Origin of the sequence: Mycetocola miduiensis (assembly GCF_900115155.1) — a bacterium.
GTDB classification, from domain to species: domain Bacteria; phylum Actinomycetota; class Actinomycetes; order Actinomycetales; family Microbacteriaceae; genus Mycetocola_A; species Mycetocola_A miduiensis.
In genome coordinates this window covers 313,785-334,827 of sequence record NZ_FOVM01000002.1, presented here as the reverse complement: position 1 = coordinate 334,827, position 21,043 = coordinate 313,785, and the positions used below count along the sequence as shown (strand labels likewise).

Annotated in this window: 18 protein-coding genes and 2 tRNA genes; 8 read left to right on the top strand and 12 right to left on the bottom strand. The window is 65.9% G+C overall.

The genetic code is table 11. From position 1 onward, the window contains the following. Positions 1-5 precede the first annotated feature (5 nt). Together BM197_RS05315 and BM197_RS05310 are read left to right on the top strand one after the other, a co-directional pair. Entirely contained in the window at positions 6-452 is a 447-nt protein-coding gene (locus BM197_RS05315) for a GNAT family N-acetyltransferase (RefSeq protein WP_090709494.1), read from the top strand. Next, on the top strand, positions 452-715 hold the full coding sequence (locus BM197_RS05310; RefSeq protein ID WP_090709492.1) for a hypothetical protein: 264 nt from the start codon (positions 452-454) through the stop codon (positions 713-715). The genes BM197_RS05315 and BM197_RS05310 overlap by 1 nt, the downstream gene beginning before the upstream one ends. Before the next feature lie 70 nt (positions 716-785). On the opposite strand, the gene BM197_RS05305 is transcribed toward BM197_RS05310, so the two are convergent. After that, on the bottom strand, positions 786-1,592 hold the full coding sequence (locus BM197_RS05305) for a class I SAM-dependent methyltransferase (RefSeq protein ID WP_090709490.1): 807 nt from the start codon (positions 1,590-1,592) through the stop codon (positions 786-788). 62 nt (positions 1,593-1,654) lie between these two features. Here BM197_RS05305 and BM197_RS05300 point away from each other — a divergent pair, with 62 nt between their 5' ends. Next, a complete protein-coding gene (locus BM197_RS05300) occupies positions 1,655-3,703 on the top strand; it encodes a M3 family metallopeptidase (protein ID WP_090709489.1) in 2,049 nt (682 codons plus the stop codon). A gap of 131 nt (positions 3,704-3,834) precedes the next feature. On the opposite strand, the gene clpX is transcribed toward BM197_RS05300, so the two are convergent. The 5 genes from clpX to BM197_RS05275 form a co-directional block, all read right to left on the bottom strand. Beyond that, positions 3,835-5,112 carry an ATP-dependent Clp protease ATP-binding subunit ClpX gene (gene clpX / locus BM197_RS05295; protein WP_090709486.1) on the bottom strand — a complete coding sequence of 426 codons (1,278 nt, stop codon included), beginning with the start codon at positions 5,110-5,112 and terminating at the stop codon, positions 3,835-3,837. A gap of 174 nt (positions 5,113-5,286) precedes the next feature. Further along, a complete protein-coding gene (locus BM197_RS05290) occupies positions 5,287-5,988 on the bottom strand; it encodes an ATP-dependent Clp protease proteolytic subunit (protein WP_425435681.1) in 702 nt (233 codons plus the stop codon). A gap of 29 nt (positions 5,989-6,017) precedes the next feature. Continuing rightward, entirely contained in the window at positions 6,018-6,605 is a 588-nt protein-coding gene (locus tag BM197_RS05285; RefSeq protein WP_090709484.1) for an ATP-dependent Clp protease proteolytic subunit, read from the bottom strand. Positions 6,606-6,757: 152 nt separating this feature from the next. Next, the gene (gene tig, locus BM197_RS05280; protein WP_090709482.1) at positions 6,758-8,185 is read right to left on the bottom strand and encodes a trigger factor; all 1,428 of its coding nucleotides are present in this window, start codon (positions 8,183-8,185) and stop codon (positions 6,758-6,760) included. 57 nt (positions 8,186-8,242) lie between these two features. Continuing rightward, positions 8,243-8,316 (bottom strand) — tRNA-Pro (locus BM197_RS05275). Positions 8,317-8,482: 166 nt separating this feature from the next. On the opposite strand from BM197_RS05275, the gene BM197_RS05270 reads away from it, so the two are divergent. Further along, a tRNA-Gly gene (locus BM197_RS05270) sits at positions 8,483-8,556 on the top strand. Positions 8,557-8,608: 52 nt separating this feature from the next. Beyond that, the gene (locus BM197_RS05265; RefSeq protein ID WP_090709479.1) at positions 8,609-8,794 is read left to right on the top strand and encodes a hypothetical protein; all 186 of its coding nucleotides are present in this window, start codon (positions 8,609-8,611) and stop codon (positions 8,792-8,794) included. Between the two features lie 4 nt (positions 8,795-8,798). On the opposite strand, the gene BM197_RS05260 is transcribed toward BM197_RS05265, so the two are convergent. Continuing rightward, positions 8,799-9,338 (bottom strand): gamma carbonic anhydrase family protein, encoded by a 540-nt coding sequence (locus BM197_RS05260; RefSeq protein WP_090709477.1) that lies wholly within the window; start codon positions 9,336-9,338, stop codon positions 8,799-8,801. 101 nt (positions 9,339-9,439) lie between these two features. Between BM197_RS05260 and BM197_RS05255 the strand changes: the two genes are divergently transcribed. Both BM197_RS05255 and BM197_RS05250 read left to right on the top strand, forming a co-directional pair. Continuing rightward, positions 9,440-13,330 (top strand): SCO7613 C-terminal domain-containing membrane protein, encoded by a 3,891-nt coding sequence (locus BM197_RS05255; protein ID WP_143094997.1) that lies wholly within the window; start codon positions 9,440-9,442, stop codon positions 13,328-13,330. Positions 13,331-13,449: 119 nt separating this feature from the next. Further along, positions 13,450-13,935: a Dps family protein gene (locus BM197_RS05250; protein ID WP_090709473.1), complete on the top strand. Its 486-nt coding sequence runs from the start codon at positions 13,450-13,452 to the stop codon at positions 13,933-13,935. Between the two features lie 65 nt (positions 13,936-14,000). Here the strand turns inward: BM197_RS05250 and BM197_RS05245 are convergent, their stop codons facing one another. From BM197_RS05245 to BM197_RS05225, 5 genes are read right to left on the bottom strand one after another with little or no spacing between them, the layout of a single operon-like run. After that, a complete protein-coding gene (locus tag BM197_RS05245) occupies positions 14,001-15,527 on the bottom strand; it encodes an amidohydrolase (protein ID WP_090709471.1) in 1,527 nt (508 codons plus the stop codon). Further along, positions 15,524-16,144 carry an FMN-binding negative transcriptional regulator gene (locus BM197_RS05240; protein ID WP_090709468.1) on the bottom strand — a complete coding sequence of 207 codons (621 nt, stop codon included), beginning with the start codon at positions 16,142-16,144 and terminating at the stop codon, positions 15,524-15,526. The genes BM197_RS05245 and BM197_RS05240 overlap by 4 nt, the downstream gene beginning before the upstream one ends. Positions 16,145-16,169: 25 nt before the next feature. Then, positions 16,170-17,165: an Fpg/Nei family DNA glycosylase gene (locus BM197_RS05235; RefSeq protein WP_090709466.1), complete on the bottom strand. Its 996-nt coding sequence runs from the start codon at positions 17,163-17,165 to the stop codon at positions 16,170-16,172. A gap of 1 nt (position 17,166) precedes the next feature. Continuing rightward, positions 17,167-17,670, bottom strand: coding sequence for a ribose-5-phosphate isomerase (locus BM197_RS05230; protein ID WP_090709464.1), 504 nt, complete (start codon positions 17,668-17,670; stop codon positions 17,167-17,169). 45 nt (positions 17,671-17,715) lie between these two features. Then, positions 17,716-18,342 carry a mycothiol-dependent nitroreductase Rv2466c family protein gene (locus BM197_RS05225; protein ID WP_090709462.1) on the bottom strand — a complete coding sequence of 209 codons (627 nt, stop codon included), beginning with the start codon at positions 18,340-18,342 and terminating at the stop codon, positions 17,716-17,718. Positions 18,343-18,471: 129 nt separating this feature from the next. On the opposite strand from BM197_RS05225, the gene pepN reads away from it, so the two are divergent. After that, positions 18,472-21,018, top strand: a complete 2,547-nt coding sequence (pepN, locus tag BM197_RS05220; protein WP_090709460.1) for an aminopeptidase N — start codon at positions 18,472-18,474, stop codon at positions 21,016-21,018. Positions 21,019-21,043 lie beyond the last annotated feature (25 nt).

Genomic DNA, 21,043 nt, shown 5'->3' with positions numbered 1-21,043 from the left:
AAACCATGACTTTTGAGATTCGCAACACCCGAGACCGCGACTTCTTCAACTGGCTGCCCCTGTTCGCCGACTACGGCGACTTCTACGGCACACCGGTGCCCGATGAAAAGGCCCTACTGGTGTGGAGCTGGATCACCGACGAAACCCATGACCTGTCGGCTCTCATCGCTCAGGACGAAGACGGGACGCTCGTCGGCCTCGCCCACTACCGAACCTTCCCCCGCCCCCTTGCCGGGGGAACAGGGATTTACATCGACGACTTGTTCGTCTCGCCGGAGGCCAGGGGCAACGGCATAGCGACCGCCCTGATCGATCGTGTCACCGAGATCGCCAGGGACCAGCGCTCAGACATCATCCGGTGGATCACCGCCCCTGACAACGACGAAGCCCGGGTGCTCTACGACAAGGTCGCTGCGCGCACGAACTGGGTCACCTACGACCGCGCCGTCTGATGCAACTCGGTACCCGATGGAGTGTCGGAGACCCGCCGGCCGCTTCGCTCCCCGAGGTTGTCGTTTCGGCTGTGCGCACGGTCGAGGATGAACTTCGCGCCGACGACGTCGACGCCCGCGGCTGGCGCTGGACGCTCACCTGGCTTGAACGTCGCCCGGTGCTCGAACTCGACGACGGCACGATCATCACCTACAACGACGTCGCCGATTCGGCGACGATCCGCCAGCACGACGCGGCCCTCACCGACGACGAAGAGGAGTAGCGCCGCGCGGCGAGCTCGAGTCGCCGTTTCGCGGACGCCGCGCCGCGTGCTGGTGGACGGCATCCGTTCGCTACTTACGGGCCAGGATCTCGCCGTGGGGCATCGCATACCATCCGCGCGAGTCGCCGACCCAGGCGGTCCAGGCCGCGGAGATCTCCTCAAGATCCGCCTGGCTGGCGGCGCCGGTTTCAATCGACTGCCACGCGAAGCTGGATTTGACGGCACGCTCAGCCCATGCGCTGCCCCACCAGTCCCGATCGTCGTCGGTTGAAAAGCACCACACCGACGCGGTGCTCTCCACATCGGTGAACCCCGCTTCGAACGCCCACGCCTTGAGCGAGCGGCCCGCATTCGGCTCGCCGGAGTTGGATCGCGCGACGGACTGATACACACGCATCCAGGTGTCGAGCCCGGGCAGAAGCGGATACCAGGATGCAGCGCCGTAGATGACATCCCGCGCGGCGACAATGCCGCCCGGCTTCACCACACGGCGCATCTCACGCAGCACAGCGACGGGATCGCCGACGTGCTGCAGCACCTGGTGGGCGTGGACGACGTCGAAGGTGTCGTCGGGAAAGTCGAGCGCATACGCATCCCCGGCGACGAAGTCGACGTTCAGCACGTCGCTGTCACGCGCGAGGGTCGACGCGTGGACGCAGACGTCGGCGGAGGCATCCATCCCGATGACATTGCCGGGGAAGACCCGCTGGGCGATGTCGATCGTGATCGTGCCGGGGCCGCTGCCGACATCGAGCACAGAAGCGCCGCGGGTCAGGTGGGGCGCCAGGTATGCCGCTGAATTATCGACAGTGCGCCAACTGTGGGTACGGAGAACGCTCTCGTGATGCCCCAGCGTGTAGCGTTCAGAGTTAGCCATGACTCAACCCTATGGGTGCGCCGGGAGGGGCTCGGTACACATGTCGGCCGTAGGGTTGGGACATGCCAGAGCCGCTGAACCCGTTCCTCGTTCCGAGCACGCTGCCGTACCAGCTGCCGCCGTTCGCCGACATCCGCGACGAGCACTACCGCCCTGCCTTCGAACAGGGCATGACCGAGCAGCTCGCAGAAATCGAAGCGATCGTCACGTCGACCGATGCCGCCACCTTCGAGAACACCATCCTCGCGCTTGAGCGTTCCGGACAGATCCTCGCACGGGCCGGAAACGTCTTCTTCAACAAGAGTTCGGCCGATTCGAACCCAGTTACCTTGGCACTTGAGGAGCACATCGCCCCGTTGCTCGCTGCCCACTCCGACGCGATCCGGCTGAACCCAGCGTTGTACGCCCGCATCGACTTCCTGCATTCACGGCTCGATGCCCTCGGGCTGGATGACGAATCGCGGTACCTTCTCGAGCGGTACCACACCGAATTCACCCTCGCCGGCGCGGGCCTCAGCGAACCGGAGAAGGACCGGCTCCGTACGCTCAACAGCACACTGTCGACCCTGACGACCCGGTTCGAGAAGAATCTGCTTGCCGACACCAACGACCTCGCTGTTCTCTTCGACGATGTTGCCGAGCTCGACGGGCTCACCGAGGGCGAGATCTCCGCCGCGGCTGAAGCTGCCCGGGAGCGCGGACTTGACGACCGCTACCTGCTCACCCTGGTGCTGCCGACGGGGCATCCGGCCCTTGCGAGTCTCACCAGGCGGGACGTCCGTGAACGGATCATGCGCGCGTCGCGCTCGCGAGGCATCCGGGGCGGTGACTACGACAACAAGAGCCTCGTCCTCGAGATCACGCGGCTCCGAGCCGAGCGGGCTACCCTGCTCGGCTTCGACTCGCACGCGGCGTTCGTGACAGCAGATGAGACCGCGAAGAATCCGGAGAACGTCGCTCGAATGCTTGGATCGCTCGCGCCGGCCGCCGCGCGCAACGCCCGTGCTGAGCTGACCGACCTGCAGGCGCTCGTCGATGCCGGTGAGATTTCGTACGAGGTGTCGAGCTGGGACTGGGCGTTTCTCACCGAGCAGGTGCGTGAGGCCAGGTACGCCGTCGACACGGCGGCCATGCGGCCGTACTTCGAAGCGCAGCGCGTGCTCATAGACGGGATCTTCTTCGCCGCCGCGCAGCTCTACGGTGTACGGTTCACCGAACGCACCGACCTCGACGCCTACCATCCGGAAGTCCGGGTCTTCGAGGTGAGCGAAGCGGACGGCTCCCCCGTCGGCCTCTACCTGCTCGACCTCTACACGCGCGACTCCAAGCGGGGCGGCGCGTGGATGAACCCGTTGATCGCTCAGAACGCACTGCTCGACCAGCCCACTGTTGTCGTGAACAACCTCAACGTGCCCAAACCCGCGCCGGGTGCGCCCACCCTGCTCAGCTTCGACGAGGTGAAAACGTTCTTCCACGAGTTCGGCCACGCCCTTCATGGGCTTTTCGCCCGGGTCAGTTACCCGCGATTCGCCGGAACAAACGTGTACCGTGACTTCGTCGAGTTCCCGAGCCAGGTGAACGAGATGTGGATGCTGTGGCCGGAGGTGCTCGCCAATTACGCCGTGCACCACGAGACCGGCGAACGGATGCCCCAGGAGCTCGTCGACAACATCCGCAGGTCCACCTCGTTCAACGAGGGATTCCTCACCAGCGAATACCTCGCTGCGGCCATGCTCGATCAGGCCTGGCACCGGATTGGCTCAGGCACGGTGGTCAGCGACGTCGCCGCATTTGAACGGGACGCTCTGGCTGCGGCCGGGCTCGATAACCCGGCCGTGCCGTCACGGTACTCGAGCACCTACTTCGCGCACACTTTCTCCGGCGGCTATGACGCCGGCTACTACTCCTACATCTGGAGTGAGGTCCTCGATGCGGATGCCGTCGAGTGGTTCACGGAGAACGGCGGGCTGACGCGCGAGAACGGCGACCGGTTCCGTTCCCTCCTGCTGGGTGTCGGTGGCAGCAAGGATCCGCTCGAGGCGTATCGCGAGTTCCGGGGCCGGGATGCCCGCATCGAGCCGCTGCTGGAGCGACGCGGCCTAGCGGACTGACCCGAGCGTATCGGTTGGGCCCAAAGGGTCGTTCCCACCATCGATCTGGCCCAAGGGGTCGTTCGTGCGCGATCGAACAGCCCTTTGGGACCGATCGACGATTCGCCGAACTTGCGCCCGACGGATGCTGGCTACGCTGACTTCTCTTGGCGACGCGGCTTGTGGGGAACAATCGTCGGTGCCGCGTTTTCCAGAACCGACTCCCGGGTGATCACGACGCGCGCCACCTCTTCGGTCGACGGCACCTCGAACATCACCGGGCCGAGAACCTCTTCGAGGATCGCACGGAGCCCACGGGCACCGGTCTTGCGCAGCACAGCCAGGTCGGCGATCGCCTCGAGTGCACTCTGCTCGAACTCCAGCTCGACACCGTCGATCTGGAACATGCGCTGGTACTGCCGCACAAGGGCGTTCTTCGGAACGGTGAGGATCTCCATCAGCGCGTGCTGGTCGAGTGGCGTCACTGTGGTGACGACCGGGAGACGCCCGATGAACTCCGGGATGAGGCCGAACTTGTGCAGGTCTTCTGGCAGAACCTCGCTGAACAGGTTCATGTCGTCGCCCTTGGAGTGCAGTGGGGCACCGAAGCCGATGCCCTTCTTGCCTGCCCGCGACGAGATGATCTCTTCGAGCCCGGCGAATGCACCGGCGACGATGAAGAGCACGTTGGTGGTGTCGATCTGGATGAATTCCTGGTGCGGATGCTTGCGCCCGCCCTGCGGGGGAACGGATGCGACGGTGCCCTCGAGGATTTTCAGCAGCGCCTGCTGCACGCCTTCACCGGAGACGTCGCGGGTGATCGACGGGTTCTCGGCCTTGCGGGCGATCTTGTCGACCTCGTCGATGTAGATGATGCCTGTTTCAGCGCGCTTGACGTCGTAGTCAGCCGCCTGGATCAGCTTCAACAGAATGTTCTCGACGTCTTCACCGACGTAACCGGCCTCGGTCAGCGCGGTGGCGTCAGCGACGGCGAAGGGAACGTTCAGCCGCTTGGCGAGGGTCTGGGCAAGATAGGTCTTGCCGCAGCCGGTCGGGCCGATCAGCAGGATGTTGCTCTTCGCGATCTCGACGTCGTCGGCGATCGTGTCGGCACTGGTGAGCGTCGTGCGTGCCCGGGTTCGCTTGTAATGGTTGTACACAGCGACGGAAAGCGCCCGCTTCGCTGGCTCCTGACCGATCACGTACTCCTCAAGGAAGTTGAAGATCTCCTTGGGTTTGGGCAGTTCGAAGTCGGGGGCGGCTGCTTCGCCGGCCTCGGCAAGACGTTCCTCGATGATCTCGTTGCACAACTCGACGCATTCGTCGCAGATGTACACGCCCGGCCCCGCAATGAGCTGCTGGACCTGCTTCTGGCTCTTGCCACAGAAGGAACATTTGAGCAGGTCGGCGCTCTCACCGATTCGAGCCATCTGTCCACACTCCTCTTACTGGCCGGTTGCCTGAATTGAGCCTAACCCGAACCTGCGACATCGCACTGCAAGCGGGCTGCCCTGTCTCGAAAAACTCACGATTGCCTACAGCGAACAAAACGGAGCCGGGGTCTCCCCCGGCTCCGTTTTCTTGATTCTGGATGGCGCGTGCGCTCAGGACGCGATGGCGCCTGACGCGGTCTTGTTCAGCGTCGGCAGGTGCTTGCGACTGGTGAGCACCTGGTCGATCAGGCCGTACTCGAGGGCCTCGGACGCCGACAGGATCTTGTCACGGTCGATGTCCTTGTTGACCTGCTCAACACTGCGGTTGGAGTGTGCGGACAGGGTCTCCTCGAGCCAGACGCGCATGCGCAGGATCTCAGCCGCCTGGATCTCGATGTCGGATGCCTGGCCCTGGCCGGCCTCGCCGATGGCGGGCTGGTGGATGAGGATGCGGGCGTTCGGCAGGGCGAGCCGCTTGCCGGGGGTGCCTGCCGCGGTGAGCACAGCTGCGGCGGACGCCGCCTGGCCGAGCACGACGGTCTGGATGTGCGGACGGATGTACTGCATCGTGTCGTAGATCGCCGTCATCGCTGTGAACGATCCACCCGGTGAGTTGATGTACATGACGATGTCGCGGTCGGGGTCCATGCTCTCAAGCACAAGCAGCTGCGCCATGACGTCGTCAGCGGATGCGTCATCGACCTGTACGCCGAGGAAGATGATGCGGTCCTCAAAGAGCTTGGCGTAAGGGTCCTGGCGCTTGTAGCCGTAAGCGGTGCGCTCCTCGAAGCTCGGCAGGATGTACCGGGAGTTCGGCATGGCAGCCGCTGTTGCAGCGAAGTTGCCTGCGGCGCGGAAGGTCGGGGTTTCCATAGTGTTCTGTCCTCTTGGTTTCTCGACGCTTAGTTGGATTCGGTTCCGCCGCCACCGGTCACATCAGTGGCCGATTCGCGGATGTGGTCGACGAACCCGTACTCGAGGGCTTCCTGCGCGCTGAACCAGCGGTCGCGGTCGCCGTCGGCGTTGATCTGCTCGACGGTCTTGCCGGTCTGCGCAGCGGTGATCTCGGCCAGGCGGCGCTTCATGTCGAGGATGAGCTGCGCCTGGGTCTGGATGTCGCTCGACGTTCCACCGAAGCCACCGTGCGGCTGGTGCAGCAGCACGCGGGCGTTCGGCGTGATGTACCGCTTGCCCTTCGTCCCCGCGGTCAGCAGAAGCTGGCCCATCGACGCGGCCATGCCGATGCCGACGGTGACGATGTCATTCGGAACGAACTGCATGGTGTCGTAGATCGCCATGCCCGCGGTGATCGAGCCACCGGGCGAGTTGATGTACAGGTAGATGTCCCGCTTGGAATCCTCAGCCGCGAGCAGCAACAGCTTCGCAGCGATCTCGTTCGCGTTCTCATCGCGGACCTCGGCGCCGAGCCAGATGATGCGATCCTTCAGCAGTCGGTCAAAAACACTGTTGGGCAGTGTCAGTTCGGCCATGTCGCGCTCCATTTCAGTTGTTGCGTGTAATCGAATCTATCGGAGCCAACGCACCGGAACTGCTCTGTTCGCCGTGGGCAGATATCGCGCCGCCCCGCGGTTAAATGACGGATGCCCCGGAATCACTCCCGGGGCATCCATCGTGAGAAAACCTACTTCTCGGTCTTCGCGGTCTTCTTGGCCTTCTTGGGCTTGTCAGCCTCGGCCGCAGCCTCGTCCGTGGTGGTCTCGTCAGCCGGAGCCTCATCGGCCGGAGCCTCATCGGCAGAAGCCTCTTCGGCCACAAGCTCTTCGGTCTCGTCCTCATCGGTCGGAACGAATCCGGTCAGGTCCACAGGCTTGCCGGCTGTGTCGACGACGGTGGTCTTCGCAAGCACGACGGCGAGGGCCTTGTTGCGGGCGACCTCTCCGACCATTGCCGGGATCTGGCCGTTCTCGTCGAGGACCTTGATGAACTCGCCCGGCTCCATGTTGTACTGCGCAGCGCCCTGGATCAGGTACTGGGTCAGTTCATCCTGGCTGACCTGGACGTTCTCGGCCTCGGCGATGGTGTCGAGGAGCATCTGCTGCTTGAACGTGGCCTCGCTCGAAACGGTGACCTCAGCGCGGTGCTCGTCGTCTTCGAGTCGGCCTTCGCCCTCGAGGTGACGGTGTACTTCGTCTTCGACGAGCTTCTCCGGAACGGGAATCTCGACGAGCTCGACGAGCTTCTCGAGCAGCTTGGTGCGGGCAGAAGCGCCCTGACCGAACGCCTTCTGGCGCGCGACCTGCTCCTTGAGGCTCTCGGTGAGCTCGGCGATGGTGTCGAACTCGCTGGCGATCTGAGCGAAGTCGTCGTCAGCCGCGGGCATTTCGCGTTCCTTGACGGCGCCGACGGTGACAGTGATCTCGGCGTTCTCGCCCTCGTGCTCGCCACCGAGCAGCGGTGCGCTGAAAGTGGTGACTTCACCGGCGGTGAGCGACTCGAGCGCCTCGTCGATGCCCTCGATCAGGTCGCCTGAGCCGACCTCGTAGGAGATGCCGGTGGCGTTGTCTACTTCTTCGCCGTTGATCGTGGCGACGAGGTCGATCTGGACGAAGTCACCGGTCTTCGCGGGGCGGTCGACGGTGACGAGCGTGCCGAAGCGGGTGCGGAGCTTGTCGAGCTCAGCGGTGACGTCCTCGTCGGTGATCTCGGCTTCATCGACCTCGATGGTGATGTCGTCGTAGGACGGCAGGGTGATCTCTGGGCGCACGTCGACCTCAATGGCGAGCTGCAGGTCTCCCGAGAAGTCCTTGTCGCTGGGCCACTCGACGATGTCAGCCTGGGGGCGTCCGAGGGTGCGGATGCTGTGCTCTTCGACAGCGGCGCGGTAGAAGCCGTCGAGGCCTTCGTTGACCGCGTGCTCCAGAACGGCGCCTTTGCCCATGCGCTGGTCGATGATCGCCGGCGGAACCTTGCCCTTGCGGAATCCGGGGATGTTGACCTGTTCGGCGATGTGGCCGTAGGCGTGGGTGATGCTCGGCTTCAGGTCTTCAGGCGTCACCGAGATGGCGAGCTTGACACGTGTGGGGCTGAGCTTTTCGACCGTGGATTTCACGTTGGTGTGTTCTCCTGTGTTGTGGATTTTTTCCTCGATCTGAGGAGGTCGGACTTGTCGGGGCGACAGGATTCGAACCTGCGACCTCCCGGTCCCAAACCGGGCGCTCTACCAAGCTGAGCTACGCCCCGGTAGCTGAACTACCGGTGTGGACTCACACACCAATCAAGAAGGCGGTAATGGAAGGCCTCCGACAGTCTAATGCACGGATGCCGGTAAAAAACCGCCGTAACAGGTGGCTGCACATCCGACCCCGAAACGTGTACTACGATATTCGGGTGCCGGTCTTCCGGCCGCGGGGATGTAGCTCAATGGTAGAGCCTCAGTCTTCCAAACTGATCACGCGGGTTCGATTCCCGTCATCCCCTCCAGTTCCCCGTTCAGCACCGGCACGTTCGATACCGGCGAGTCAAAGGTGAAGCAATGAAGATGCTCCGCCCTCACTCGATCTGGACCGCTGTCGGTGTTGCGCTCTTCGTCGCAGCCGGCATTTTTCTCGGCACCGGGCGTTTCGGAGCGGGTGTCGGTCTCATGGTGGCTTCCGCGGTGTGCCTTGGCACGGCCATGACCTCACACCGACGGTGGATCAGGAAGTACGGGTCCGACTAGGCGATCAGCCTCTGAGCGACTGGGCGTGGTGCCGGGTGTGTTCGAGGTAGATCTCGGCGTTCTTGCGGATGCCGTCCACCTCGTCGTCGGTCAGCTCCCGGCGCACTTTCCCCGGCACTCCTGCGACGAGTGACCGAGGCGGGATCACGGCGCCGGAGAGCACGACCGCTCCCCCGGCGATGAGGCATTCGTCGCCGATGACCGCACCACTGAGTACGACGGCTCCCATGCCGACAAGCACGGTGTCCCCGATGGTGCAGCCGTGCACGACAGCATTGTGACCGACCGACACGTTGCGCCCGATGACCACGGGCGACGAGGAATCCACATGCACCGCGACGCCGTCCTGGATGTTGCTGCCCTCACCGAGTTCGATGGAGGCGGAGTCAGCACGGAGGACGGCGTTGTACCAGACGCTTGACGCCTCCTTCAGCGTGACGTTTCCGACGATCCGTGCTCCGGGTGCGACGAAGGCCGTGTCGGCGATCACCGGTCCGTCCATGCCGGATAGCGGGATGATGCTTGCTGCGCTGTCGCTCGTCATGCCGTCACCCTATCGCGACCGGATTTTCTCCACACGGCCGTCTTGTCCCCCAATCGCCCAACGACGCCCACGCGCGTCGCGGCTCTGCCACAATCGGGGCCATGTCTCCGACACCGGGCTTTCCTGCGCCATCGACGCCATCGACATCGACGCCATCGACATCGAGCCCTTCAGGCCCCAACGGGGTTCCGGCCCGCTGGCCTCTCCGGCCAGAGTTTCTCACCGACACGACACTGTGCCCTGCCTGCTTCGGGACGATCGCCATTGCGCCGCTCCCGACAGTGCTGGACGGGTCCACCGGCCCGGTGTGCACGGTATGTCGTCTCGACCTCAGCGTCCCCGAAGCGCACCTCCTGCTTGAGGCCGGCAGTGCCGTCGCTCTCGCTGAGTCCTCACGACAGGTGCTCCTCACCCGCATGCGCGGTGCCCAGATGGAGCGGGAACAGGTCGTAACCCGAGCCCGTGCCGCCGCAGCCGCCGTGCCGGTGTACGCCCCGCAGGCATACCCCGTTCCCCAGCCGTTCCCCACCGCGCAGCCGGCTGCCACTCTCGCTTCGAACACGCAAGGTCAATCCAACCCCTTCGCAACCGGGAACCGGGTGCCGCAGCCGCAGCACCCGTCCAGCACAGAGCATCCCATGGCCGCAAAACCGCGGCGTTCCGGTGTGCAAATCCTCATGCTGACCGTCGGCGTGATCCTCGTATCGGTCATGGCGTTGTTCTTCGTCCTCGTCGCGTACCTTGTGGCGAGCCTTGAGGTGCGGTCGCTGCTCACCGGCGTGGCAAGCGTTGCCGTGTTCGGGGTCGCCGTTCTGCTACTCCGCCGACGGTTGCAGGGCACCGCCGAAGGTATCGCATCGCTTGCTGTTGTCCTGTTCCTGCTCGACCTGTGGATCATCCGGGCTAACGGAGTGTTCGGCTCCGCGAACATCGACGGCTGGCTGTACGCAGGTCTCTCAGCGGGTCTTCTCACCGCCCTTCTCGCGGTCGGCGCCCGCGCGATCCCACTCCGAACCCTCTCACTGTCCGCGGTGCTGATCGGGCCGTTCGCGAGTTTCGCCCTCGTCCAGGGGTTGCTCGTCGACGTCGACGGCTGGACCCGCGCCTGGACCGCTCTCACCAGCGTCGGCGTCGCGTCACTGATCTGGACCCGGCTAGAGCGCCCGCTCGAGCGGACGATCCTCCTGGCCGGCGGCATGATCGCCACTGCCGTGGCCGCGCTCTGCGCGTTCGGAGCGTTCCCGGAACTGCCGGCGGCCCGGAGCATGGCGTTCGCGGTCGTCGCCGGAGTGTGGCTCGTCATGCTCGCTGCCGCGCCCGCCCGGCGAGTCCCCGACGGAGCGGATGCTGCGAGGCCGATCGGCCTGAACGCCTGGGATGTGATCGCGGCCGTGGGCCTGGGTCTCGCCGCCTCAGGCGCCGGTCTGTCCCTGTTCCTCGGGGGCCGGGTCGTGGATGCCATTCTCTGGTTGCCGGCATCCGTCACCGCCCTCGCGGCTCTTCTCGTCGCCGCTCTCACCCACGTTGCGCCACTCGCCCGCCTGGTTCCCGCGCTCCGTCTCGCCGCGGTGATCCCACTCGGCGTTGCCGGGCTCGCGGCGGCGCCCGCGTTCGGGTTCACCGTCGCGACGTCCGCCTGGGGAGCCACGACGACACCGTTCAGCGTTCCCGCGTTCGGGGTACCGGCGAATCCGCTCGTTCAGATGGGAATCGAGTCCCCGCTCGCCCTGATACTCGTCGCAGCCATCGGCATCGCGACCCTCGCGACCCTCGGGCGTGCTCAAGGGTCGAGCTGGATTCCCGCCGGCATCGGCGGGCTCGGCCTCATCGGTGCCTCGGCGTCGATCGGCCAGCCCGTGGCATCCGCCCTGTGTCTCGGTTTTCTCGCCGCTGCCCTGCTCGCGGCTGTCGTCGTGGTGGAGCAGGCTGCTCTACGCCTGGCGCTCGGCATCGTGTTCGCCGCGGCCGTTGTCGTCTTCGGCACGATCGGCCTCACCAGCACGGCCACCTTCCCGGTGACCGCCATCGCCTCGGTGGTGTTGCTCGCGTCCGCCAGGCAGACTCTCGTCCGGCTCGCGGCGGCTCCGGTGACGGCAGCGTTGGCCGTGATCGCGACCGGTTCGGCCGCGATCGCGCTCGTTCTCAGCGCGCGGATGGTGCCAGCATGGTTCGAATCGGTCACCGGCACGACAGCCGGAGTGGCGATGCCAGCGCTGTGGATGACAGTCGTCGCACTCCTCGTCGGCGCCGCAATTCCGTTCGCCGTCGATCTGCTCAGCCGGGCAGACGCTGCCGTACTTTCCGCCGTTGCCGCCGTCGCAGCAGTCATCGGGATTTCGGAACTGTACGCCCAGGGAAGTCCGGTGCCCCTTTTCGCGACGGTGGTTGCGGCCGCAGCGGCGAGCCTGGCGTGGCAGGTCCCGGGGCGGGCGGCCGCCTGGCCCGAACGTTTCGTCACTGCGGCCGTCGCGCCGGCCGCGATCGTCGGGGCCGTCGACATCGCCTGGCCCGAATTCGCCCCGGCCCTCCTATTCGGCGCCCAGCGGGATCAGGCGACCGGAGTGGTTCTCGCCGGTGCGATCGTGGTCCTGGCGGCGGTCGGGGCGGTCCTGTTCCCGCGACGAGACGGCCTCCCCGGAACGTCCCCAGCGCGCGTCGGATGGGACGGTGCCCTGGCTGTCGCCGCCGTTGCCGTCGTAGTTTCGGCGACGGTCGAACCGGAGCTTGGCTGGCTCACACTCGTGCTTCTCGCTGTCGCCGCGGTCCTCGTCGCCAGCGGCGACGGCGACATCGTCGCCGGGACCTCGCCCCGTCGGCACGTGGCATGGCTGGGGCTCCCCCTCGCTGTCGCCGGGCTCTGGCTCGGACTCCTGCGCGCCGACGTCACTGTTGTCGAGTTCTACACTCTGCCGGTGTCCGCCCTTCTGTTCGCCATCCTCGGTGTTCTCCTCATTCGGCGGCCGGTGGCGGACGGACGGGTCCAGCCGGGACGCTCCGCCCTTCTCGCTGCAGCACTCGCGGTCAGCGTCGGCCCGAGCGCAATTGCCTCCGCCGGGGCCGAGCCGCTGAGAACGGGTGTCGTGCTCGGGATGTGTGCAATCCTCATCGCCGCAGGCGCTTTCCTTCCTCCGGTGTTCCGTGGCCTCCGCTGCAGTGTCGTCGTATGGCTCGCCGGCGTCTCAGGTGCGACCCTTACCTCTGTCGGAAGCGCCGCCATCAACCGGGATGGCTCGAGCATTCCGTTCGAGGTGTGGTCGGCGGGTGGCGCCTTCCTCCTTCTTGCGGCAGGCCTGCTCTGGCACCGCCAACGGCAGACACCGGCCGCGCTCGCAACGGCGGCAGTCGTGGCATCCGTTCTGGTACTCACCCTGCCAACCCTCACAGCACTTCTCACCGGCAACCTCGACGCGTGGCGTGGACTCCTGGTGCTGGTCGTACTGTGCGGCTATCTGATCACAGCATCCGTTCACGATGAATTCTCGCCAGCCTTCCGCTGGGCATCCGCCGGCTGCGCCGTCGTCCTCGCCTGCGCGCTCCTGGTTACCGGGACCGTCGATCCGTTCGAGCTCGCTACCGTCCCCCTCGCGGTCGCACTGATCGTGGGTGGTGTTCGGCTCAGCCGCCACCAGAAGCGTGGCTCCTGGGCAGAACTCGGGCCGGGTCTCGGTGTTCTCCTGGTGCCGTCGCTGGTCGCGAACCTCGGTTTATCGAACGAGCTCTGGCGGGTCGTCACCCTGGGTGTCGTCGCTCTCCTCGTGTTCGGTGCGGGCCTCGCGCTGAAGCTACAGGCACCCACGCTGATCGGCGCGGTCGTCGTGGTTGCGCACGGGCTGGCGCAGCTCTGGCCCTGGATCTCCGATCTGTACGGCAGCGTCCCGTGGTGGCTGTGGGCGGGCGTCGGCGGCGTGACCCTCATCGTGTTGGCGGCGACCTACGAAAGCCGGATCCGCGATCTCAAGGCTGCGGCCCGTGGGATCACGTCGCTGCGCTGAGGGCTCCAGGAACCCGTAAACCGTGAGGTTAGACGAGCCTTCGCTTCCTTGCGGAATGTGCGTAGCTGAGTAGCGTTGTTTCCAACAGCGCATCACGCGCCCAGCGAAGGGGAATACTCATGACAGATCTCACCACCGTTTCATCCACCTCCGTCAGCCCCGACGTCGCAGCGGGAGTCGCACAGTTCCTGAGCCCGGTCGTCATCGACCTGACCGCTCTCGTCGTGAACGGAAAGCAGGCTCACTGGCACGTTCGCGGAGCGAACTTCGTCGGAGTCCACGAACTCCTCGACACCATCGTGGAACACGCCCAGGACTGGGCAGACAGCGCCGCTGAGCGCATCGTCGCCCTCGGCCTTCCCGTCGACGCCCGACTGGCCACCGTCGCCGCCAAGACCACGACGGGTGAACTGACGGCAGGATTCCAGCAGTCGGACACCACCATCGCTGAGTTCGTCGCACAGATCGACGCCGCCCTCACCTCAATCAAGACGGCCGTCGACGAGCTGGACTCGATCGACCTCACCAGCCAGGACATCGCCATCGAGATCGCCCGCGGACTCGAGAAGGACCGCTGGTTCCTCGTCGCCCACGTCTCCAAGTAGCAACACGACGAAAGGAGGGCCGCTCGATCCGGGCGGCCCTCCTTTCGCGTTAACGGAGCTTCCGCTCAGAGCGCGTTGAAGGTATCACGGCCGCCCAAGATTGTGGCGGCCACCGGCATCCGTCGCAGTTCTTCCGGGCACGCCGTGTACGGGTCCCTGTCGACGAGGACGAGGTCGGCGACCTGCCCGGCCCGGATCGTCGGGCTTCCGGTTCGCGTGGACGCCGCGATCGCTTCGGCGACGGTGACCGACTGCTCCGGATGCCACGGTGCGCGTCCGTCACGGGAGCGCCCCACCGCGGCCGAAATGGCCTGCCATGGATCGAGCGGGGCGACGGGCGCGTCCGAGCCGAGGGCGAGTCTCCCGCCGGCGTCGAGGATGCTGCGGAGGCTGAACGCACGATCGGTCCTGCCCGCCCAATACCGGTCCGCGACATCCCGGTCGTCCATCGCGTGTTCGGGTTGCACACTCGCTGTCACCCCGAGTTCCGCGAACCGGACGATGTCTCGGGACGAGAGCAGCTGGGCGTGCTCCACCGAGCCTCGGGAACCCGTGGCGGCGAACGCGTCAAGGACATGGGTGTTGGCCTGGTCTCCGATGGCGTGGATGGCTGAGTCGAGGCCGGCGTTCCGTGCGCGTGACATCAGGTCGATGAGCTCGCCCGGCGGCACGTTCAGGATCCCGTGGGGGTTCGGGTCCGCCACCCCGGGATACGGCTCGACACAGTAGGCGGTCCGGGTGTTGAGCGATCCGTCGGTGATGACCTTGAACGACCCGACTTCGAGCAGGCCGTGGGTGTGCGGAAGGATCTGCCCGGACTGCAGGCGTTCGGCGATAGCTCGGTCGAGGTCTTGCGGATAGATGCCGAACCGGGCGCGCAACGCAAGGGTGCCTGCCGCGATGCGTCTCGTCCACGATTCGAGGTTCCATGCCATTTCGAAGTCGACGATGCCGACTACACCCCGGGCGGCGGCGGCATCGGCGGCGTCGCGCACCCAACCGTCGACGACCCTCTCGGGGGCGCTTTCGATGCTGCGGTGCACGGCGAACGCGTCCTCTTCGCGCAGGATGCCCGTGGCATGGCCGGCGTGACCGTGCTGACGCAGCGCGGCACTGTTCAACCAGACACAGTGCAGGTCACCTGCGATGAGGATCACCGCACGCCCGTGCGACGCCCGGTCGAAGGCGGCGAGGTCTGCCGCGTATGGCCAGAGCGCGTCGCGGAACCCGAACCCGACGGCGGGTTCATCCGAACCGGCGGACGTGTCCGGATTCGGGGCGGTGTGCGCGTCGACCGTCGCGAGCACCTCGGCCGCCGTCGACGTGCCGGCAAGGTCGAACCGGCGGGACGTCTGCGCCCACTGGGTGAAGTGCACGTGAGAATCCCACAGCCCGGGCAGGAGCCACCGCCCATCGCCCCTGGTTTCTTCGCCCTCGGCGGGGCCGGTTCCTGCCGGCCGGAACTCGGCGACGGTGCCATCCTCGAGCATGACGTCGACAGGCCGGCCGTCCCCGCCGGCGAGGCGCACGTCGGTGAGGGTGCGACGGATGCCGGAACCCGGCCGGGCAGCGCGGAGCCGGAATTCGGTCATCGGCGAGCCCGGCGCATCTCGGCGGCGAGGGCTGGGTTGGGGTATTCGACACCGTTCTCGAGCTGGTCGATGATCCTCTCGACCGTCTCGGCCGGCCGGTTCTGGCTGAGCTTGCGTTTCGCGGTGACGCGGGTCGGGGTAAGGCGGAAGCCGACCGTTCCGCTGCTGATACGGCGCGCGTATTCGGCGTTCGCCGGAGTTCCCTCCATCAGCCGGGGTTCAGGCATGCGCTTCTCGAAGTGTTCCACGAGGTGGCCGAGGACCCGGTAATTCTCCTCGTCGCCGAGGATTTCGGGGACGGCGCGCAGGTGTGCGACGACGAAGTTCCAGGTCGGCACCGCTGGATTGTCGTCGTACCAGCCCGGTGAGATGTAGCCGTGCGGACCCTGCACGATCACGAGCAGCTCGTGGGATCCGAGCTCGTGGATGGCCTCGTCGGGGCGGCCGACGTGGCCGAGGATTGTGAGGTCGTCCCGGTCCGGGTCCAGCACGACGGCGTAGTGGGATGCGACGAGGCCGTCGGCCGTTTCGCTCACGAGGGTGACCCACGGGTTCTGTTCGATCAGCCGGCGAATCTCGGGGATGTCGCCGAGCACGAAACTGGGATTCTGTCGCATCGGATCCTTCTCGAATCGGGTGAACTTAGCGTTGGCAGACCGGGCACCAGTACAGCTTCCTGGCGCCCATCTCTTCGAGCAGGATATGCGTTCCGCACACCCGGCAGGGCAGGCCCTCACGTTTGTACACCCAATGCCGGTCGTCGCGATGCGCCATGGCTTTGCGGTAGTCGTCGCCGGTGAGGTTGTCCATCGTCATCATCTGGCCGGTTTCGACGCCGATCCGCAAGAGCCTCGACCAGTCCTGCCAGATCGCCCGCACGGTCTCGTCAGGCACGAGCTTGCCCGGTGTGTGCGGGTTGACGCCGGCACGGAACAGCAGCTCTGCCCGGTATACGTTGCCGATGCCGGAGACCACCGACTGGTCCATGAGCAGCAACCCGATCGGGGTCGGCTTTCGTCGGACGACGGCGGTGAACCGGTCCTCGGCTTCGTCACTGTCGTCGAGCAGCGGGTCTGGTCCCAGTTTCGCAATCACCTCGCCGACACGGGAGTCGTCGATGACCTCGCAGGCGGTCGGACCCCGCAGGTCGGCGACGGCGTGCTCGGCGAGGAGCCGCACGCGCACTGCGCCGACCGGCTCCGGCGGGAACGTCTCCCACTCGGAACCGGCGAGGCCTTTGGTCTGCTCAGACATTCGCACGCGGGTCTTCCGCGGGGCGCCGATCGAGCTCAGGGAATTCTCCCCGGCATCATCGAGGATCGCCGCCGCCAGGTCAGTGCCCCGCTGGTTGGTGTGCCCCATCCGGCCGTTCGCGGAAGCGATCGTCGCATCCTGGGTGATCTCACCGGCGAAGTCCCAGGCCCCGTACATCCCGAGGTGGACCCGCAACCAGACGCTGTCGTCGAAGTCGATGAACATCTGTTTGCCGACAGCCTTCACATCGGTGACGGTGCGCCCGTCGAGGATCGCCGCGCCGTCGACGAACCGACCCTGGGGTGAGGTGACACGGACGCGGTGGCCTTGGAAGTTCTGCCTGAACTGCCGCGCGATGCGGTGGACGGAATGCCCCTCAGGCATATCAGCCGCGTTCGGTAAGGGCGTCGACGCCCTTGCCCTCGATCGTGCCGGTCTCTTCAAACTCGGCGAGCTGCGCAATCCGGCGAACGTGGCGTTCTTCAGCGGTGAACGGCTCGGCGATGAACGCGTCGATGAAGGCGATGGCCTCGTCGACGGAGTGCTGGCGGGCCCCAATCGAGATGACGTTGGCGTCGTTGTGGTCGCGGGCCAGTTTCGCCGTGCTCAGGTTCCAGACGAGGGCTGCCCGGATGCCGCGCACCTTGTTCGCTGCGATCTGCTCACCGTTGCCTGAACCACCGAAGACGACGCCGAGCGCTTCAACTCCCGCCGACTGGTCGCGCGCGACGGCAATGGCGGCGTTGATGCAGAACGCCGGGTAGTCGTCCAGCGCGTCGTATTCGGTCGGTCCGTGGTCCACGACCTCGTGACCGTTATCGCGAAGATGCTGCTGGAGGTGCTGGCTGAAGTCGAGGCCGGCGTGGTCGGTGGCGATATGGATGCGCATGCTTCCATTCTGCCGTTTCCTACGCGCGCCGGCGCCCGACACCGGTCAGTTGAGGATCGGACCGACCGTGCGGCTGCGCTTGATCTCGAAGAACCCGGGGTACGCCGCGACGGCGACGACGCCGTCCCAGAGTTTGGCGGCCTCTTCACCGACCGGGGCCGGGGAGATGACCGGGCCGAAGAAGGCGACGTCGTTCACGGCGATGACCGGAGTCCCGACATCCTGGCCCACCCGGCCGATGCCGTCGAAGTGGCTCGCCCGCATCTGCGGGTCGTACGTGTCGCTCAGCGAGTGCTCGGCGAACTCCGGCGGCAGCCCGACTTCGGCGAGCGCCTGCGCGATCACGACATCCGGGTCTGTCGATTCACCGAGGTGGATCTGCGTGCCGAGGGCGTCGTACAGCGGTTTGACGATCGCTTGGCCGAATTCTTCCTTCGCAGCGGCGACGAGGCGGGTGTAACGGAGCGCACGGGGGAAAAACGCGCGGTACTCCTCGGAGACGTCCTGGTCTTCGTTGAGAACGGCGAGGCTCATCACGTGCCAGGTGACGTCGAGGTTGCGCAGCTGGGCAACCTCATCGACCCAGCGGGAGGTCATCCAGGCCCACGGGCAGGAGGGGTCGAACCAGAAGTCGACGGCGGTCGGGACGGAGGTCGAAATATCGGTGCTCATACGTCCAGCCAACCATGGAACCCCGGCCCCGCATTCCCGCGACCGTTCCCGCGGGGCTCGGAAGCAAAGGACTACGCTTGCAACTCGGACACGATCCGCCCGTCCCATTTCGCACAAAGGAGTTCCGCGTTGCCCGGAGAAAACCTCACCCGCGCCGAAGCACAGGAACGGGCATCGCTCGTTTCGACCTCAAGCTACGACGTCACCCTCGACCTCACCACCGGCCCTGAGACCTTCCGTTCGACCACGACGGTGCGCTTCACGGGCACACCCGGCGCGTCCACCTTCATCGACGCGATCACGCGGACCGTGCACGCTGTGACCCTCAACGGTGTGAGCCTCGACCCGGCTGTTGTGAGTGACGGCACCCGCATCACCCTCCACGACCTGCAGGCCGAGAACGAGCTCTCCGTCGACGCCGACATGATCTATATGAACACGGGTGAGGGACTGCACCGCTTTGTCGACCCCGTCGACGACGAGGTCTACCTGTACAGCCAGTTCGAGGTCCCCGACTCCCGCCGCATGTTCGCGGTGTTCGAGCAGCCCGACCTGAAGGCGACGTTCCGGTTCACGGTGACCGCCCCCGCCCACTGGGATATCATCTCGAACGCTCCGACCCCGGAGCCTGTCGCTGCCGGCGAGGACAGCAAGACCTGGGCGTTCGAACCCACACAGGTGATGTCGAGCTACATCACCTGCATCATCGCCGGTCCGTACGCGGTGGTGCGCAGCGAACTCACCTCGAGCGACGGCCGCACCATCCCGCTTGGCGTCTTCTCGCGCAAGAGCCTGTCGCAGTACCTCGACGCGGACTACATCTTCGAGAAGACCCGTCAGGGCTTCGAATACTTTGAGTCGAAGTTCGACTACCCGTACCCGTTCGAGAAGTACGACCAGCTCTTCGTGCCCGAGTACAACGCCGGCGCCATGGAGCACGCGGGAGCGGTGACGTTCACCGAGGCGTACATCTTCCGTTCCAAGGTGACGGATGCCGTCAAGGAGCGCCGCGTCGTCACGATCCTCCACGAGCTGGCCCACATGTGGTTCGGTGACCTCGTCACGATGAAGTGGTGGAACGACCTCTGGCTGAACGAATCGTTCGCCGAGTGGGCATCCACCATCGCCGTCGCGGAAGCCACCGAGTGGACCGGCGCCTGGACGACGTTCAACGCCATGGAGAAGAGCTGGGCGTACCGCCAGGACCAGCTGCCGTCGACCCACCCGATCGTTGCGACCATCAACGACCTCGAAGACGTGCAGGTCAACTTCGACGGCATCACCTACGCCAAGGGCGGGTCTGTGCTCAAGCAGCTCGTCGCCTGGGTCGGCATCGACGCGTTCTACGCCGGGGTCTCCGCGTACTTCAAGAAGCACGAGTGGGGCAACACCGAACTCGTCGACCTGCTGACCGAGCTGGAGACGGCATCCGGTCGTGACCTCAGCGGCTGGGGCAAGCTGTGGCTCGAGACGGCCGGGGTCAACACCCTCCGTCCGGAGATCTCCGTCGACGAGTCTGGAGTGATCACCGGTTTCACCGTGCTGCAGAGTGCCGTGGCCGAATACCCGACGATCCGCCCACACCGCCTCGCCATCGGCTTCTACAACTCCGTCGACGGCAAGCTCGTTCGCCAGCACCGTCTCGAGTTGGACGTCGACGGCGAGCGAACGGATGTTCCGGAGTTGGTCGGCAGAAAGCGTCCCGACCTGGTGCTCCTGAACGACGACGACCTCGCCTACGCCAAGATCCGCCTCGACGACGCGTCGCTCGCCGTCGCAACGACGTCGCTCGCGACCATCGAGGATCCCCTCGCCCGCTCACTCGTCTGGGCCGCCGCGTGGGATGCGACCCGCGACGCCGAGACCCCTGCCCGCGAATACGTGCGGCTGGTGCTCGGTAACATCGCGAGCGAGACCGAGTCGACGACCATCCGGACAACCCTCACCCAGCTCCTGCTCGCCGCGACCCAGTACGTCGCCCCCGAGGCTCGTGAAGACGTGCTCGTCGAGGTCGGCGACACACTGTGGCAGTTGGCAGAGGGCGCGGAGCCGGGTTCGGACGCCCAGTTCCAGTTCGTGAAGTTCTTCGCCGGCGTCGCGTCGACCGATGTGCACGTCGACATCCTGCGCGGCCTGCGCTCAGGGGAGCTTGTCCTTGACGGCCTGACGGTCGACACCGACCTCGACTGGGAGCTGCTCACGGCGCTCACTGCCGGCGGCGCCGCCGGGAACGAGGAGGTCGACACCGCCCTGGCCGACGACAACACCGCAAACGGGGCCAAGGCGGCAGCGCTCGCCCGTGCAGCGATCCCGACGCTCGAGGCGAAACGCGCCGCGTGGGCATCCGTCGTCGACACCGACACGGCCCCTAACGCGATCGTGCAGTGGACCGGGATCGGCTTCCAGCGGGCTCGTGACAAGGATGTGCTCGCATCGTTCATTCCGGACTACTTCGGGATGCTCCAGCACGTCTGGGAGTCGCGCAGCTACAAGATCGCCGAATACCTGGTGATGGGGCTGTACCCGGCGCCTCTCGCGAACGAGGAACTCCGCGACGCCACTCTCGCATGGCTTGAAACGAACCCGGAGCCGCCAGCGCTTCGCCGGATCGTCGTCGAGAGCCTCGCCGGCGCCGAGCGTGCGCTCAAGGCACAGGAGCGGGACGCACAGGCGTAACCTTCCGCGAGTTGCCCGGTTTTCG